At 46.2% G+C, this 15,844-nt stretch carries 10 protein-coding genes and 1 tRNA gene; 8 read left to right on the top strand and 3 right to left on the bottom strand.

Annotated elements, in window-relative coordinates:
* Positions 1-126 precede the first annotated feature (126 nt).
* The gene (locus tag QUA90_RS25510; protein ID WP_333448261.1) at positions 127-1,260 is read right to left on the bottom strand and encodes an AI-2E family transporter; all 1,134 of its coding nucleotides are present in this window, start codon (positions 1,258-1,260) and stop codon (positions 127-129) included.
* A 411-nt stretch (positions 1,261-1,671) separates the two neighbouring features.
* Between QUA90_RS25510 and QUA90_RS25505 the strand changes: the two genes are divergently transcribed.
* A complete protein-coding gene (locus QUA90_RS25505) occupies positions 1,672-3,465 on the top strand; it encodes an efflux RND transporter periplasmic adaptor subunit (protein ID WP_333448260.1) in 1,794 nt (597 codons plus the stop codon).
* Between the two features lie 53 nt (positions 3,466-3,518).
* Here the strand turns inward: QUA90_RS25505 and QUA90_RS25500 are convergent, their stop codons facing one another.
* Entirely contained in the window at positions 3,519-7,256 is a 3,738-nt protein-coding gene (locus QUA90_RS25500) for a chemotaxis protein CheB (protein WP_333448259.1), read from the bottom strand.
* A gap of 502 nt (positions 7,257-7,758) precedes the next feature.
* Positions 7,759-7,881: a hypothetical protein gene (locus QUA90_RS25495; protein ID WP_333331983.1), complete on the bottom strand. Its 123-nt coding sequence runs from the start codon at positions 7,879-7,881 to the stop codon at positions 7,759-7,761.
* 271 nt (positions 7,882-8,152) lie between these two features.
* Between QUA90_RS25495 and QUA90_RS25490 the strand changes: the two genes are divergently transcribed.
* The 7 genes from QUA90_RS25490 to QUA90_RS25460 all read left to right on the top strand — a co-directional run bounded on the left by QUA90_RS25490 (position 8,153) and on the right by QUA90_RS25460 (position 15,838).
* The gene (locus tag QUA90_RS25490) at positions 8,153-8,284 is read left to right on the top strand and encodes a hypothetical protein (protein WP_333331980.1); all 132 of its coding nucleotides are present in this window, start codon (positions 8,153-8,155) and stop codon (positions 8,282-8,284) included.
* 4 nt (positions 8,285-8,288) lie between these two features.
* Positions 8,289-8,489 carry a hypothetical protein gene (locus tag QUA90_RS25485; protein WP_333331977.1) on the top strand — a complete coding sequence of 67 codons (201 nt, stop codon included), beginning with the start codon at positions 8,289-8,291 and terminating at the stop codon, positions 8,487-8,489.
* Between the two features lie 62 nt (positions 8,490-8,551).
* Positions 8,552-8,623, top strand: a tRNA-Gly gene (locus tag QUA90_RS25480).
* Positions 8,624-8,678: 55 nt separating this feature from the next.
* Positions 8,679-9,626, top strand: coding sequence for an oxygen-dependent tRNA uridine(34) hydroxylase TrhO (gene trhO / locus QUA90_RS25475; protein WP_333331974.1), 948 nt, complete (start codon positions 8,679-8,681; stop codon positions 9,624-9,626).
* 224 nt (positions 9,627-9,850) lie between these two features.
* Positions 9,851-10,507, top strand: coding sequence for a glutathione S-transferase (locus QUA90_RS25470; protein WP_333331970.1), 657 nt, complete (start codon positions 9,851-9,853; stop codon positions 10,505-10,507).
* 197 nt (positions 10,508-10,704) lie between these two features.
* Positions 10,705-14,040, top strand: coding sequence for a protein DpdE (gene dpdE / locus QUA90_RS25465; protein ID WP_333448258.1), 3,336 nt, complete (start codon positions 10,705-10,707; stop codon positions 14,038-14,040).
* 445 nt (positions 14,041-14,485) lie between these two features.
* Positions 14,486-15,838: a response regulator gene (locus QUA90_RS25460; protein ID WP_333448257.1), complete on the top strand. Its 1,353-nt coding sequence runs from the start codon at positions 14,486-14,488 to the stop codon at positions 15,836-15,838.
* The last annotated feature ends 6 nt before the right edge of the window (positions 15,839-15,844 follow it).

Here is a 15,844-nt window from a genome sequence, read left to right as displayed (position 1 = left end):
GGTTAGTAATCAAGACTAAAGTTCTTTGTAGAGACTTTAGTCTTTTCTTAATGGACTCAGCAGCCACAAGTTAATTCCTGACGTATAAAAGTTTTCCTAACTGAATTACTTACTACAAAAATTAGACTACTTTTGTTCATCGGCGACCAAGATTATTCTAGTTTCCTCTTCTGGTATTTTCCCCAATTCCTCGCCGCTAAAAGGATTGTAGAAAAACGAGCCTGTTTGGGGCGGCAATTTGGGATTGAGTACAATTTCTACTATACTTTTTACAACCCCAGTCAGCGGAATTGCCAGGATAACTCCCAACAATCCTCCCACTCTACCTCCTAAAAGCAAAGCTGTAAAAATAACTACCGGGCTCAATCCGGTGAGATTGCCCATGATTCGGGGAGCTACTAAATTATCCTTGATTTGCTGGAGACCGATCGCCACTACCAACACTTGCAGCGCCAGCCACCAATCAATAAACGCTACAATTATACTAACAGTACCAATTCCCAAAGTTGCTCCAATAAAGGGAATTATTTCCGTCAATCCTATAAACACGGCAAACAACAGAAAAAACGGAACTTGCAGCCACCAAAAAGCCAGAGTTAGCGAGAGGGCCATAAATAGTCCCAGCAATAACTGTCCCGATACAAATCGCTGGAGGTTTCGCTGCAAAGTCTCTGTTAAAACATAGCGAATTTCTGGGGAAAAAATGCTGGTCAAACCCTGCCAGACTCTTTGCCCGTCAAGGAGCATATAAAAGGAAATCACGACAATAAAAATTAAGTCCAAAAACCAGTTAAAAGTACCGACAACTAAGCCTAAACCCGTACCGGCGATCGCCTGGACTTGTCCCTGGACTCTCGCTGACAGTTGCTGCTCCAATATTTGCACGTCAAACGGTAAATTGCGATCGGCACTCCAGGCTTGAAATTCACCTAGCTGCAGCCGCCCCGACTCCAGCAATTCCGGCAACCTCACCCCCAACTGGCTCGCTTGGTTGAACACCGGCGGCACAATAGTTAAACCGATTACTACTACTATCACACCCGCAGTTAAATAAACCAGCCCCGCAGCTACTCCCCGTGGCAAAAATACTTGCAGTCTTTTTACTGCATAATTTAATAAAAATGCAATGAGTCCCGCTGTTACTAAAATGCTCACGAGTTCCCCAACATAACTGACAGCAGTCAGGGTAAACCATCCCGTCACTAGCACTAGCAGCCAAGTAATTAAAAACTGTTGGAGGGGAGAAAAGAGACTATTCATTTTGATTTTTTTTAAATAAAGTGGCACAAATTTTTTAGCAGATGTGCCGTATTATACAGTAAACACATGAGAGTATAGATTAGGAATAATCAGTTCAAGATTAGACTGACTTTTCTGAGCATTGATAGATAGGTGACGGCTAAGCCAGTTGGGGAGACACAATGCCAGCCCGATCGACCCCACGATCAGAAATCACGCTCATATTCAGTATGCCTCAGAGGCAGATCAAATTAAATGTCGATCGTACAAACTCGGATCAATTCGCCATTGTAAGGTGAAAGGGCACCACACTCACCCAAAAGGGGGACGCGGGACTGCTGAGGCTATCCGCTAAAATGAATCAAATATAAAAACCGCAATCTTTCTTTACAATAAAAAAACCAAAGGCTAATAGCGGCGAGAGGAACTACCGTGACCAATCAAGTTTTTTCAGAAGCGGAAGAAAAGCAACCCCTTCCCCCCGTGCAGAGCGGACGCGACAAGAACTCAGCAGTGGATGTACCTGAAAGTGGGGTCTCAGAAAACTCTCGCTGGTCATTCTCCGGTGAGGAAGATGAACGAGAAGTTGCCCTAGAATCTCCAGAAATGGAGGGGGAACAATCAGAAGTGTGGGAACCAGAAGCAACTGAAGTTGGGCCCCGTAAAGAAATCAGGTGGCCTGCCTTGTTGGCGGGCGCAGGGATTGGCGTGGCTGCAACATTGCTAGCAGTAAACTTGACTGGGGGCAAGCAGAGTTCACCTCCGGCAGTGCCAATTCCATCGGTAAACCAGCAGGCGACGGCTCCGACGGTGACAGTGGCGTCTGTGGAATCTGCCCAGGTGGGTGAAACTCTGGAAGCGACGGGCACCGTGGCAGCCTATGACTTACTGCCGGTGCTGCCACAAGCCAACGGTTTGCAAATTAAGCAGGTGTTGGTGAATGAAGGAGATGCGGTAGAAAAAGGCCAGACGATGGCGGTTTTGGACGATTCGGTGCTACGATCGCAAATTGCCGAAGCGCTGGCGGGAGTACAATCGGCCAATTCTACGGTAGAACAAGCCGAAGCTCAGGTGCAGCAAGCTCAGTCAGCCCAACAAGAAGCCCAAGCCGGCGTTGCTCAAGCCCAAGCTGGCGTTGAAAAAGCCATCGCGGACGCAGCGCAAGCCAGAACAGGCGTCGGGCAAGCAAGAGCCGGTGTGGAACAAGCTAAAGCCGGTGTCACTCAAGCTAAAGCAGGCATTGCCTCCGCTCAGGCTAAATTAGATCAAGCTCAAAGAGAAGTAAATCGCACCCAAGATTTGGCTTCTCAGGGAGTAATTAGTCGGCAAGATTTAGAAAGACGCAAGACAGAGCGGCAGACTGCTGTTGAAGACTTGAACAAAGCTAAAGCTGACTTGAATACAGCTTTGCAAGAACAGAATAAAGCAGCGGAAGAAGTGCAATCTTCTCTTGCTAAAGTAGCTACTGCTGAAGCTAATATCAGTACGGCTAGAGCGGCTCTCGCCAGCGCTCGTGCTAAAGTGAATACGGCCGGAGCGAGTGTCAGCAGTGCCAGAGCAAATGTCGGAAATAACGCCGCAAGTGTCCGCAGCAATGATGCACAAGTCAAACAGTTACAAACTCAACTCGAACAAACTATTGTTCGAGCGCCGGATAGTGGCACTGTGGCTGAAAGAATTGGTCGAGTTGGGGATGTTTCTTCGGGAAGTCAAAAACTATTTTCGATTATTCGTGGCAACAAGCTGGAACTGCAATTGAAAGTGCCGGAAACTAAGGTTTCGCAAGTGCGGCCGGGAACAGCAGTGCAAATTTCTTCGGATTCAGACAAGCGGATTAAGTTGTCAGGAACTGTGCGAGAGATTTCGCCGGTAGTTGACCCGCAAAATCGGCAAGCTACGGTCAAGATTGATTTGCCGGCAAGCGAGTTTTTGCGATCGGGAATGTTTTTGCGCGCATCCATTGCGACGGCAACGGCTCAAGGTTTGAAAGTCCCCGCTAAAGCTATTTTGCCGCAACCTGACGGCAGTTCTATTGTTTATAAACTTGTCGGGCAGGACAAGGTGCAAGCTCAACCGGTGGAACTTGGGGAAATTTCCGGGGGTGCGGTGGGCGATTTGACTGCTGCTAAGGTGGTGGTTAAAAAGGGTTTGAAGGCGGGCGATCGGGTGGTTGTTACTGGGGCTGGTTTTCTTAAGGATGGCGCTCAGGTTAAGGTGGGTAAATAGTTATATCGATTCCGGTTGCAGCGGAATCATTGTTGACAGTCAACAGTCAACAATCATGGGATATCAGTTCGTACCGGCAACCTCACGGTAAACGTTGCCCCTTGTCCCTCACCTGAACTTTCTGCACCAACAGTACCGCCGTGGAGTTCTACTAAATGACGGACGATCGACAATCCTAGCCCCAATCCAGAGTCTCTGCGAGAGTAGCTACTATCTGCCTGACGGAAGCGATCGAACACATAGGGGAGAAAATCAGGGTGAATGCCCTTACCAGTATCGCTAACTTGGATTTGAGCCATGCCATCAATGTAGTCTAATGAGATCTCAATTCTTCCTCCGGCTGGGGTGAATTTAATCGCGTTTGAAAGTAGATTCCACACCACCTGTTGTAAGCGACTTGGATCGCCCAAAATCTTTGGTTTTAAAGGACTTAGCCTGGATTCAATTTGAATATTTTTGGCTTCTGCGGCGAAACGAATTACCCCGATCGCATTTTCAAGCAGAGGATTCAGCTCAATTTCAGAAGCATTGAGCCGAAATTGGCCTGTGCTAATCCGCGAAACGTCTAATATGTCTTCGATGAGCTGGTTTTGTGCTTTGGCGCTGCGCTCGATCGTTTTTAGCGCCTCCTCGGTTTTAGCCTCGTCAAATTTTTTCATACGCAGCAACTGTGCCCAGCCAATCATCGCATTGAGCGGCGTCCGCAGTTCGTGAGAGAGGATGGACAAAAACTCATCTTTGACGCGGTTGGCTGACTCAGCAGCCACCCGACCCGCTTGTTCTTGCATCCGAAGGCTGCGTTCTGTCTCCAACTGTTTTTGCTGCGTGATATCCTCGATCGCCAACAGAATCATCTGTGTATCGCCGATCGGAGGCATTTTGCGGCCATTGAGCAGCATTATTTTATGCCCGATCTGCTCAAAGTCATGCTCGACCTCAAAATCTTGAAACTGGGGATTTCCGGCCAGAATTTCTGTTAGGAGCGATCGCAACTGGGGAATATTCCACTGTCCATTACCCAGATCGAACAATGAGCGCTGCTCCGTTTGGCTCGGAATCACCTGAAACGTCTCGTAGAAAGAACGATTGGCAGTGATTGCCTGCAGGTTGAGATCTAACACTAGCAATGGTTCCCGCACGGTTTCCACGATCGTTTCGGCGTAATTTTTTGCTTCCGTCAACTGCTGCGCGCTGAGTTTGAGCTCGTTGATATCGACCAACATCACCACAGCCCCATCAATCTTGTTGTCGATCGTCCGGTAGGGTCGAAGGTGCAGATCGTACCAACGACCGTCTCGATCTTGAATCTCCTGAACTTTCAAATTGAGCGTGCGGATCACCTCTAAAATCAGTTGCTCTAAGTCCGGTACTATCAACTTGTGAGTGATGTCGCTCAAAGACCGCCCAACATCAGTAGAAATCAAGTTGAAGATGCGTTCGATTGCGGGAGTAAACCGGCGGATTCGCAAGTCGCCTCCCAGCATCAGGATCGGAATATTGATGCTGGCCAGCAGATTCTCTAAATCGTTGCTTACCTGAGTCGATTCAAGATTGCGCCGCTGCAATTCGTCATTAATCGTGTTGAGTTCTTCATTGGTTGCCTGAATCTCTTCTTTCGCCGTTTCGAGTTCCTCATTCATGCTTTGCAACTCTTCGTTGCTGGACAAAATCTCTTCGTTGGCGGCTCTCAAATCCTGATTAGCGGCTTGATGTTCTTGGACGATCGATCCGAGATGTTCTCTTGTGGTTTTCAGTTCCTGTAGTAGCCTTGCAATCTCCTGAGTTTCACCCTGTGAAAGATCAGCGTTGACTCTACCATCGTCAGTATTAGCAGCAGGCATTGCAGATATCGGGGACTCCTCTTGAAACAACACTAAAAAATAGTTTTTTGCCACAGCGCCGGCTTGGAATGGAATCACATTAATTCTTACCTGCCGAATGATCTCGCCCTCTTTAACTTGCAAGCCTGCCCGTGCGATCGGCTGCTTCTGCTGTGAGGCTTGTTGAATTGCAGTTCGCAGTTCCACGCGCAATCCTTCTTTTGCCATTCTCAGCAGGCTAAAGCTGGCCCTACCGGGGGCCGGTTCTAGGTAGGCATTTGTCTGTCCTCGAAATTGCACAATCTCGCTGGCTGTGTTAATCACGACCCCGACAGGGGCATAGTGATTCAAAACAATGCGATCGGCCTGTTTCTCCATTTCGATTTCGTCCAACTTTTCTGTCTGCAGCGGTTGAGGGTTGAGGGGTGTCAGAGGATAGTTGTTAGCAGTTAAATCTATGCTGAGCCAATGCGACAACTGTTTTTTAGTATAAATTTTGTTCTTTTTGTCGAATAGCGCAAAGAATTCTGAAAAGTCTCCCACCGTTTCCGAAGTGCCTAACAGCAAAAAGCCTGCGGGCCGAAGCCCATAGTGGAACATTGGCAGCAGTTTTTTCTGCAACGGGGGGCCCAGATAGATCAGCACGTTCCGACAGGTAATCAAATCCATCCGGGAAAAGGGCGGATCGCTGATCAGGTTTTGTCTAGCAAAGACGCAGAGTTCGCGCACGGGCTTAGCGATTTGGTATCCGCCCTCGACTTGGACAAAGAACCGATTTAGGCGTTCGGGTGAAATATCCGCGACTTGAGCCTGGGTATAAAATCCACTGCGGGCGATCGCGATCGCACTTTCGCTGATGTCTGTGGCATAAATCTGAATCGGCAGGTTAGTAGAGCGAGCTGCTAAAAACTCTAGCAAGCAAATGGCGATCGAGTAAGCTTCTTCACCCGTGGAACAGCCGGCAATCCAAATTCGGATCGGTTTTTTCGGCGATTTATCTTGGACAATTGCGGGAAAAACATTGCTGCTTAAGGCCTCAAAGGTTTCGGGATCGCGGAAAAAGCTGGTGACATGAATTAAGACATCGTGATACAGCGCGGTTACTTCTGCCGGGGTGTTTTGGAGATATTCGGCATAATTTTCGATGCGTTCGAGCTTGTAGAGCAACATCCGCCGATGTATCCGCCGCTTCAAGGTGGTTTGCTTGTAGTTAGTAAAGTCAACTCCTGTAGCCGCCCGCAGCAAACTGTAGATAATGGCGATCGCATCTTTATTTTCGATCGCATCTTCGCTGGTTGTCGATTCTGTCGCAGGCTGAGCAGCAATGTAGGGATGACGGCCGATCTCTGCTATTTTCTGGGCAATTTTTTCCGGTGTCAAGATAAAGTCTACCTGACCCGTAGCCACCGCAGTGTTGGGCATAGTGCTGACTTGTGCCGATTCTTCACATTGGGCAAAAGTAATACCGCCCGCGGCCTTAATCGCTTTTAACCCTTGGGCACCATCGCCGTCGCCCCCGGACAAAATGACGCCGATGGCTTTGTTCCCCCGTTCTTCGGCGAGGGACAACAGAAAAGTATCGACGGACATAAATACCCCGCGTCCTCTGCCACGAGGCGTTAGCTTGAACACCGATCGCTCGATGGTCATGCTGAAATTCGGGGGGATGACGTAGACCTGATTCGGTGCTATGAGCATCCCATCTGTCACCTCATGCACGGGCATCAGGGTCGATCGAGCCAGAATCACACTCAACACACTTTCCTGACTCGGCAACATATGCTGAATTATTACAAACGCCATGCCGGTATCGATCGGCAAATGGCTCAGTAATTGCATAAAGGCTTCCAATCCACCTGCGGAGGCTCCTATTGCGACTACAGGAAATAAGTCGTTTTGATTGTTCTTCTTTTGAGCAGTTTTGATACCAGCTTTAGGTGGAGATTTCTTGGAATTCTTTTTTTCAGTCATTTTTTATACCCAATTTATGCTTTTTTAAGTAAGTGTTATGGTAAATTTTTATTTTTATTATATATGATAAAAAATCATAAAAGTAAGGATTAGCCATCTAGCTGCGTATATATTTGAAGCGCAGTCGGCGCGTGCGATCGAGCGATTTTCAAATTATTATTATTATTATTATTATTATTGAGAGCCATCCTGCATCAAGGGGGACAATCGTGAGGGTTTAAATCCCTCATAAATTCTACTAATTGTACTCTTGAAAGTTGATCAGGAGTAAATTTTCCACATTCTGCGATGTAGCAATTCTATGAATATTTGCCAGAGAGTCCAGTTCCCCTAAATCCGCCAACTCATCAAGAAACTTCAAAGCAGAATCTTGTCCACCTTGATGAAGCAGTGGGGCTAGGGAGAATCTTCGGGGAAATCAAATAGTACAATTAAGTATAAAAACTTAAAAAAATCCTCTACAGAACCGCAATTAATCTCGTTTTTAGGCAGGTTGTGGCGATTAAGAGTGGGATAGCTTAGCTTCACGCAAAGTCGCTAGCGCCCCGTGGATGTAAACTATCTCTGGATTATTTTCTAACTGCTTCATCACCGCTTGTTGAGGCAGTTTTACATTTTGAGTCATTTCCAGAGTATCGTCGATTAGCCGTTGCGAATATTACTTCTATTGAGCAATTACTTCCTGAACTTATTCTGGTGTTGAAGTTTGAGGCTGTTAATTTGCAGACCCAATCTAATAACTGAAAATTTTTTATCTTCCCAAAATCCGGCAATAATTGCTAAAAGCTTAAAGAAAAGTAACAAAAATATGTTTTAATTTGCGGAGGGAAATTAGGTAAATCCCAGCAGCGCTGCAAAGTTCGGATTCTCAAGACAGGCTGCCGGGGGTAACGGCTGTGAGAAAGGGCGATTCTGCGGTGGCGCTACCGATGTTGGTGAGAAAAGTGAACGATGGGGAGTTTATGGTGCGGTTCGTGGCGATGGGATGGCGGCAGACTCAAACTGCGGAAGCTTTGGTCGCGCTGTGAAATAATGATGCAGTTCGATCGCGATCAGAATGTGCGCGCAGAAGCCGCTAACTCTTTGTCAAGGTTCGGGCAAGCTTTTCGTCGCGATGACAATTTGCTCGTCCGCCGTAGTTCATGGCTCCGCTGTGCGATCGGCGATCGGCCAAAATTGATTGTCAAAATGCTATACTCAAAATCCGAAAATAGTTGTACAATGTTTTTCTAGTCATTTTTTACCGCTGCGCCTCCAAAGTCAAAGAAGGTGAAAACAGGTAAAAAACACTAAGCGCGGGCGTAATTCAGTGGTAGAATGTCAGCTTCCCATGCTGAACGTCGTGGGTTCGAGTCCCACCGTCCGCTTTGACTGAATTTTCATAGAAGTATGAAAATTAAATTAGTGCTATAAATTCAATCTATGGCTTCTTTCTTAACCGCTGCTTTATATAAGTTCGTTGAACTACCCGATTTTGCTGACCTGAAAGCACCGCTACTCGATTGTTGCAACAACAACAACGTCAAAGGCACTATTTTGCTGGCCGCAGAAGGCATCAATGGTACTATTGCCGGCCCGTCCGAGGGCGTACACGCAGTGCTGGCATTCTTGCGTAGTGACCCACGTTTTGCGGATCTCGTGCACAAGGAATCTTTCTCGGAAAAAGCACCTTTTTACCGCCTGAAAATACGCTTGAAGCGCGAAATCGTCACGATGGGAGTACCGGACATTAATCCCCGCCTCATGGCTGGCAAATATGTTAAGCCGGAGGAGTGGAATAAGCTGCTTGACGATCCCGATGTTGTTGTGGTTGATGTGCGTAACGACTTCGAGGTATCTATGGGTACTTTTGAAGGCGCTATTAATCCAAAAACAAAAAGCTTTTCTGAGTTACCTGAATGGGCGCTGCGGGAAACTGCTTTACGCAATAAACCCAAGGTGGCAATGTTTTGCACCGGTGGTATTCGCTGCGAAAAATCTACTGCTTTTTTGCGTAGTCAAGGTTTTGAGGAAGTCTATCATCTCGAAGGCGGAATTTTAAAATATTTGGAAACGGTGCCGGAAGCCGAAAGCCGTTGGGAAGGTGAATGTTTTGTGTTTGATGAACGGGTTTCTGTTGGTCAGGACTTAAAGCCGGGTAACTATGAACTTTGTCGCGGTTGTCGTCACCCGATTAGTCAGGAAGATAAGGCTTCTGAATTATTTGTACTTGGTGTGAGTTGTCCTCATTGTCATGACTCCAAAACTGAAACCAAAAAACAAGCCTTATCAGAACGTCAACGTCAGATTGAGCTTGCTAAGCGTCGCAACCAAGTACATATAGGCGCGCGCTACGATGCGAAGGAAAAAGTCGATGGTGCGATCGACTAATATTATTATTCACTAAGTTTAAAGAAACCCCGTTTCTACGAAAAATCTGGTTTGGCGACGAGAAATATCGAAAGAAACCGGGTTTCTGACCCGAAAAACCCGATCGCGCGATCGACTAATTATATCGTTTCCGGTGCCATCGGCATAATAAAATCGAGTCAACAGTCAACAGTCACCAGTCAACAGTCAACAATCACAGACGGTGCAACCGGAATTGATATTATATGTCAGCAACATACCCGATTTTGTATTCCTTCCGCCGCTGTCCCTATGCTATGCGGGCGCGCTTGGCCTTGATGGTTAGCAATCGGGTGTGTGAGTTGCGGGAAGTTGTTTTGCGAGACAAACCACCAGAGATGTTGGAGGTATCTGCCAAAGGTACAGTACCAATATTGATTGATGTTGACGGGCGCGTACTCGATCAAAGTATCGATATCATGTTGTGGGCATTGAGGCAAAATGATCCTGAAAAATGGTTGATACCACAGCAAGGTTCTGTTGCAGAAATGCTAGAACTAATCGCTCTATTTGATGATAGGTTTAAATATCATCTTGACCGTTATAAGTACCCCGATCGTTATCCCGGTGTTGATGCCCAAGTACATCGTTATGAAGGTTCTTTATTCCTCGACAAACTCAATGCACAGTTAAGCGCCACTAAATATTTATTTGGTAACAATGTAGCATTGGCTGATAGGGCGATCGCACCTTTTGTCCGTCAATTCGCTCATACCGATCTAAATTGGTTCAACGAACAGCCTTGGCCTCCGCTACAAGCTTGGTTAGCAGGGTTTACAGAGTCGGAAATTTATACCAATGTTATGCAGAAATACCCGAAATGGGAATCCGGTAATCCAGGCGTTATTTTTCCTGCCTCGTAATTACTTATTCTTATTCGCTGCTAGCATATTTATTCAATTACCAAAATGTTATTTGCCATGCTAAACTTATTGTTTTCAGAATACTAGATTGACTGTCACTGAACTAGAAAAGTGACGCAGCAAAAAATCGCATTTTGCTAAAATTTTTAACTGGAAAAGGTTTACTGTATTCTAGTAAGTATTGTCAGGCTGAAATTATGATTGATGTTGGTTCGTTAGTTCGATCGCCCAGAAACGATTTGGGAGTCGGAAAAGTTGTCGAGGTATCGCGTACCGATGCCGTAGTTGAATATTTTTGCTCAGTTAAAAACCGCATCCGCAAAACTGTACCCTTGGGTTTGCTGCAAGAAGCCAGACTTCAGCGCCAAACCCGCTGCTACCTCTGGAGTACCACTCAGGAAAGGTGGATTATCGGTCGAGTTTATGACTGGGATGAAGATAAATTAGAGTACGAAATTGACCTCCCCGACAGCCAAAGTTTGCAAGCTGTTGAAAGCGAACTTTACGTTCGCTGCAATATCCCGATCGCCGATCCGATCGACATTTTAGCAGTCAAAGGTCAAGAAACGCCGTATTTTCACGATCGCCGATTGGCATTCGTTCAATCTGCGATCGAACAGCGGGCCGTCAGCCGCGGCATGACGGGTTTAATTTCTGCTAACATAGACCTCTATCCGCACCAAGTTGAAGTCGTCCGGCGCGTCCTAGAAGACCCAATCGTGCGCTATTTATTAGCCGACGAACCAGGACTAGGAAAAACAGTAGAAGCCGGGACAATTCTCCGCCAATTTCTGCTAGATGAACCCAACGGACGCGCTGTGGTGCTGGTTCCGAAATACCTGCTCGAACAGTGGCGGCAGGAGTTGGAAAATAAATTCTATTTGTCTCATTTTGCTGACAGAGTGCAGCTTGTTGCTGTTAGCGAAATCAATCAAGTTAGCCGCAATGCTAACCTAGATTTTCTGATTGTGGATGAAGCGCATGATGTGGCAGCAATGGCAAATTCGAGCGATCGGGCTCAGCAGCAGTCGTTTGAACTCTGTCAGAAACTAGCTCAAAAAAGCAAAAATGTATTGTTATTATCTGCAACGCCAGTTCTCGGCCACGAGCAAGATTTTCTAACGATGCTGCACTTGCTAGACCCGACAACCTACCGTCTTGATGACCTGGAAAATTTCAAAGAACAGGTACAAAACCGTCAAGAAATCGGTCGCGCTTTGCTAGATTTTCGAGAAAATGCCAAGCCTGCTGTTTTGGAAACAAAACTCGCTCAACTCCGTACTATTTTTGCCAAAGATGATTATTTAATCGGATTAGCAACAGAGTTAGAAAGTTGTTTGAAAACTAAAGAAACAGCAGAACAGGCTGGGCTTGTCCGAACTATTCGCACTCACGTTAGAGATACCTACCGCCTGCACCGCCGCATCCTTCGCAACCGCCGGGATGCGGTTGAGGATGTGATTTTCGACCGAGATGCTGTCCCAAAAACTGAGTATGATCTGAATGATGAACAGTGGTCGGAAATTCAAACCGTACTCGATAAATGGCGCACAGTCGCTCCTAAGTCGAGCGAATATCAGAGAATTTTTCTGCTGTTTTTCCGCGCTTCTGGTACTTGGCTGAATGTTTTAGAACGGGTTGTCAAAGCTCGCTTGCAGAAAAAATCTACTCCAGAACTCGATCGCGAATTTGGACAAAATGACACAGCAATTTTGACCAAAACGGAGCTGTTTCCCGAAGAAAGGGAAATGCTGGAAACCTTGCTCAACACCCTGGAAAAGCCCCAGGAAGGACTCGATCGACTGAGTTTGTTACGAATCGCCATTCTCCGATTTTTGGCAGTTGCTTTGAAGGTTCCGCGCGAGTATCACAGCAAACCTCGCGATTTGCTGTCGAGAATTCAACAGCAAATTAAACGGCCGATTCCAGGCGAGCGTTTTCCGAAAATTGTGATCTTTACCAGTTTTACTGCAACTTGTAAAGAGATTGCGGAAAATTTAACTAAAATCTTTGGTAAAAATGCGATCGCCAGCCATGACACGACAAAATCGGCTGATGAGGTTGAGGCTAGTCTCAAGCGATTTAAGACTGAACCCCATTGCTTTATCTTAGTGTGCGATCGATCGGCAGAAGCAGGGGTAAATCTGCAATTGACAGATTGGTTAGTTCACTTCGATTTGCCGTGGTTTCCCCATCAGTTAGAACAAAGACTCGGCAGAGTCGATCGCATTGGTAGCAAAATGGGAGTGCAATTTTGTTTGTTTGCAGGCCCGGATATGCCGGAGAGTCCCCACGAAGCTTGGTTCCAAGTTTTAAAAGATGGGTTTGATATCTTCAACAAATCTATTGCCAGCCTTCAGTTTTATGCTGAGGAAAAACTTCTCAAACTTGAAGAAAAGTTGTTTGCTGAGGGAGGCAAGGGCTTATCCAGCGAAATTGAAGCGATTAAAACTGAAATCGAACAAGAGAAAATCAAAATTGATGAACAGTACGTTCTCGATGAAATTGATACTCTTGATGACAGCGCATCTCAGTATTTTGAATCTCTCGATAACTGCGATGCTAAGCATAAAGAAATGCAGCGGGCTACTGAAGGTTGGATTTGTCAAGCTCTTCACTTCAAACAAATAGAACATCCGAGTGTATCGGGGTTGATGCGTTATAAACCTACTCAAAAAACGTTAATTCCCTCGAACGATTTGATGACCAGATTGGTTCCTTATTGCCAGCAATATGGTAGTTACAATCGCCGGATTGCTTATCAGAATGCGGATGTCGCTCTTTACCGAATTGGTGAGGGATTGATCGATGCACTTGGCTCTTATATTCGCTGGGACGATCGCGGTCAAGCTTTTGCTATGTGGCGGCATGATGAAAGTTGGGATGCGGAGCCCGGGAAGGAGTGGTTCGGCTTTCAGTTTAATTATTCCATCCAGACTGATGTGCAGCCGGCCGAGCAAGTTTTGCAAGCACAAAATATCGAAAATTACAACTTGAAAGCTTTGCAGCGCCGCGCTGATGCTCTGTTTCTGCCCATTTTTGAAACTGTGTTTGTAGATGCTCGCAGCGAAGAAATGTCACTGGTGGAAGATGCGGAAATTCTAGCGATTTTGCAGCGGGCTTATAAGGGGAAAGGCGGGCCGAATCGGGATTACAATTTGTCGAAAAATCGCACATCGCTGATTGACAGTTTTGTCGATCCGCTAGAATGGGATGATTTTTGTCAAAAGGGACGGGTGGTATCGGAGAAATTGTTGCGCGGGCGATCGGCTTTTGTGGAAATGTGCAATAGTTTCGCTGTCACTGCTGCAATCCAACTCGAAAACCGGGTGAATCAATTGCAGTTGCGCTTGAATCGACTTTCTAAATCCGAACAACTTTTAGAATCGGTTTTGGCTGATGAAATCAATACCGAAAGTTTGTTGAGTCAAGCGGTTTTAGCTGGTATTCGCCGCCCGCACATGACTCTTGAGTCTGTGGGATTTATTGTGATTTCTGGGCGTCCTCCTGTAAAGTCGGAGGATGAAGGATAGTTTGTTTTTAAGGGCGATCGCTCTTTTTGGGGGCGATTCCCTACCCTTCGGGATAGCTTCGCTTCACGCTTTTTTTGAACCGCAGATGCAGGCAGATAAACGGGGATGAACGCAGATGAATGAAGGGGCGATCGGTTTTATCTCAATACGCTTGGGTTAAAACTATTTATTCCTCGGAGATCCCCCTAAATCCCCCTTAAGAAGGGGGACTTTGAGTAAGCTCTTGTCCCCCCCTTTTTAAGGGGGGCTAGGGGGGATATAGCTTAACTTAACCGTATTGTGTTTTATGTAACCTGCGGAAGTGACAGCAATTTTTAGGTGATGGGACTGCAAAAATGCTAAGATAAAAGCAGTAGTAATGAGTAGCATTGATTTAGTTAAAAGCCACGCTTCGGCCTGACATCAAAGCGCGTCGATCGCATGGGAATTGAACCGCACAGCCAAAATGAAGAAATCTCCGATCAAAATTCTGCTCGTAGAGGACGATCTATTGCTGAGTGCAACACTGGCAAAGGTGTTGGAAGCAAATCATTACGGGTTTGATCGGGCAAATGATGGACAAGCGAGCCTAGACTTGGCAGCAGCAATTGAGTATGACCTGATTTTGTTAGACGTGCAGGTTGCCAAACTAGATGGAATTAGTCTATGTCGGCAACTGCGATCGCAAGGCTGCTGCAAACCGATCCTGTTAATGACGGCAAAGGATTCAGATGCGGAGGTGGTGGCTCTTTTCGATGCGGGAGCCGATGATTACATCAGCAAGCCTTTTAGTACGGAAGTATTACTGGCAAGACTCCGGACTTTATTGCGACGCAGTAAAGCAGTTTCCCCAGCAGCTTCTACTCAGAATTCAGCGGCTAATACATTGACTTGGGGAGAGCTTTGTTTAGATTTAGAGTCTGGTAGAGTGACATTTTGCGAACAAATAATTTCACTGACAGCGACAGAATATAATCTGCTGGAATTATTACTGCGAAATCCCGATCGCATATTTAGTCGCAATGCTATTTTGGATCGTGTATGGGGATTTGATGACGCACCAACCGATCGCGCCATTGTCACTCATATTAAGAATGTCAGAAATAAACTGAAGGCAGGTGGCTTAACTGAAGAAATCATCGAAACAGTTTATGGCATGGGCTATCGACTGAAACCGTACCCCCAATCTGCGTCGTCTAGTTCAAATAATCCTGGGATTGAGCGCACCCAAAAACATCAATCTCGCGGGTTAGATAAGTCCGAGAACGACAAGATTTTAGAGCGGTTTCGGGGAGGATTTAACCAACAAGTTGCTGTATTGGAACAGGCGAAAACTGATCTATTAGTAGGAAAATTAGCAACCGAATTACAGCAAGCGGCAAAACATGAAGCTCATAAATTAGCCGGGTCTCTGGGATCTTTTGGTTATCGCGAAGGCTCGAAATTGGCCCGATCGGCAGAGCATTTGCTAATAAACGACCGCTCTTTGACTGCTGAGGAAATTACCCGCTTCTCGGAATTGGTGACAGGATTACAGCAGGAATTAGCCACAACACCTATTAAATCAACCGCAGCACCAGTTTCTACTATTTCAATTTTCAACTATCGGGTTTTGGTAGTTGATGATGATGCTGCATTAACGGAGCGATTGAAAGTAGAATCGGAAGCTTGGGGATTGCGGATGAAAATTGCGCCGAATATTATTGCTGCCCGATCGCATCTTGCTTTGTCAATGCCCGATGTGATGTTACTAGTACAGCTCGGCGTAAATACACAGACTATTAAACAGCCAAGACTTTACCCTTGTATGTCCACTTAAAAGGTT

It is taken from the genome of Microcoleus sp. D3_18_C4 (genome assembly GCF_036702355.1).
In the GTDB taxonomy this organism is placed as follows: domain Bacteria; phylum Cyanobacteriota; class Cyanobacteriia; order Cyanobacteriales; family Microcoleaceae; genus Microcoleus.
The sequence above is the reverse complement of the archived record's forward strand: the minus strand, read 5'-3'. Positions and strand labels throughout refer to the sequence as shown.

Bases quoted from the DNA above. Each gene is read 5' to 3' on its own strand.
- QUA90_RS25510 (WP_333448261.1), bottom strand. From the start codon at position 1,260: ATGAATAGTCTCTTTTCTCCCCTCCAACAGTTTTTAATTACTTGGCTG.
- QUA90_RS25500 (WP_333448259.1), bottom strand. From the start codon at position 7,256: ATGACTGAAAAAAAGAATTCCAAGAAATCTCCACCTAAAGCTGGTATC.
- QUA90_RS25495 (WP_333331983.1), bottom strand. From the start codon at position 7,881: ATGACTCAAAATGTAAAACTGCCTCAACAAGCGGTGATGAAGCAGTTA.
- QUA90_RS25485 (WP_333331977.1), top strand. From the start codon at position 8,289: ATGATGCAGTTCGATCGCGATCAGAATGTGCGCGCAGAAGCCGCTAAC.
- trhO (WP_333331974.1), top strand. From the start codon at position 8,679: ATGGCTTCTTTCTTAACCGCTGCTTTATATAAGTTCGTTGAACTACCC.
- QUA90_RS25470 (WP_333331970.1), top strand. From the start codon at position 9,851: ATGTCAGCAACATACCCGATTTTGTATTCCTTCCGCCGCTGTCCCTAT.
- dpdE (WP_333448258.1), top strand. From the start codon at position 10,705: ATGATTGATGTTGGTTCGTTAGTTCGATCGCCCAGAAACGATTTGGGA.
- QUA90_RS25460 (WP_333448257.1), top strand. From the start codon at position 14,486: ATGAAGAAATCTCCGATCAAAATTCTGCTCGTAGAGGACGATCTATTG.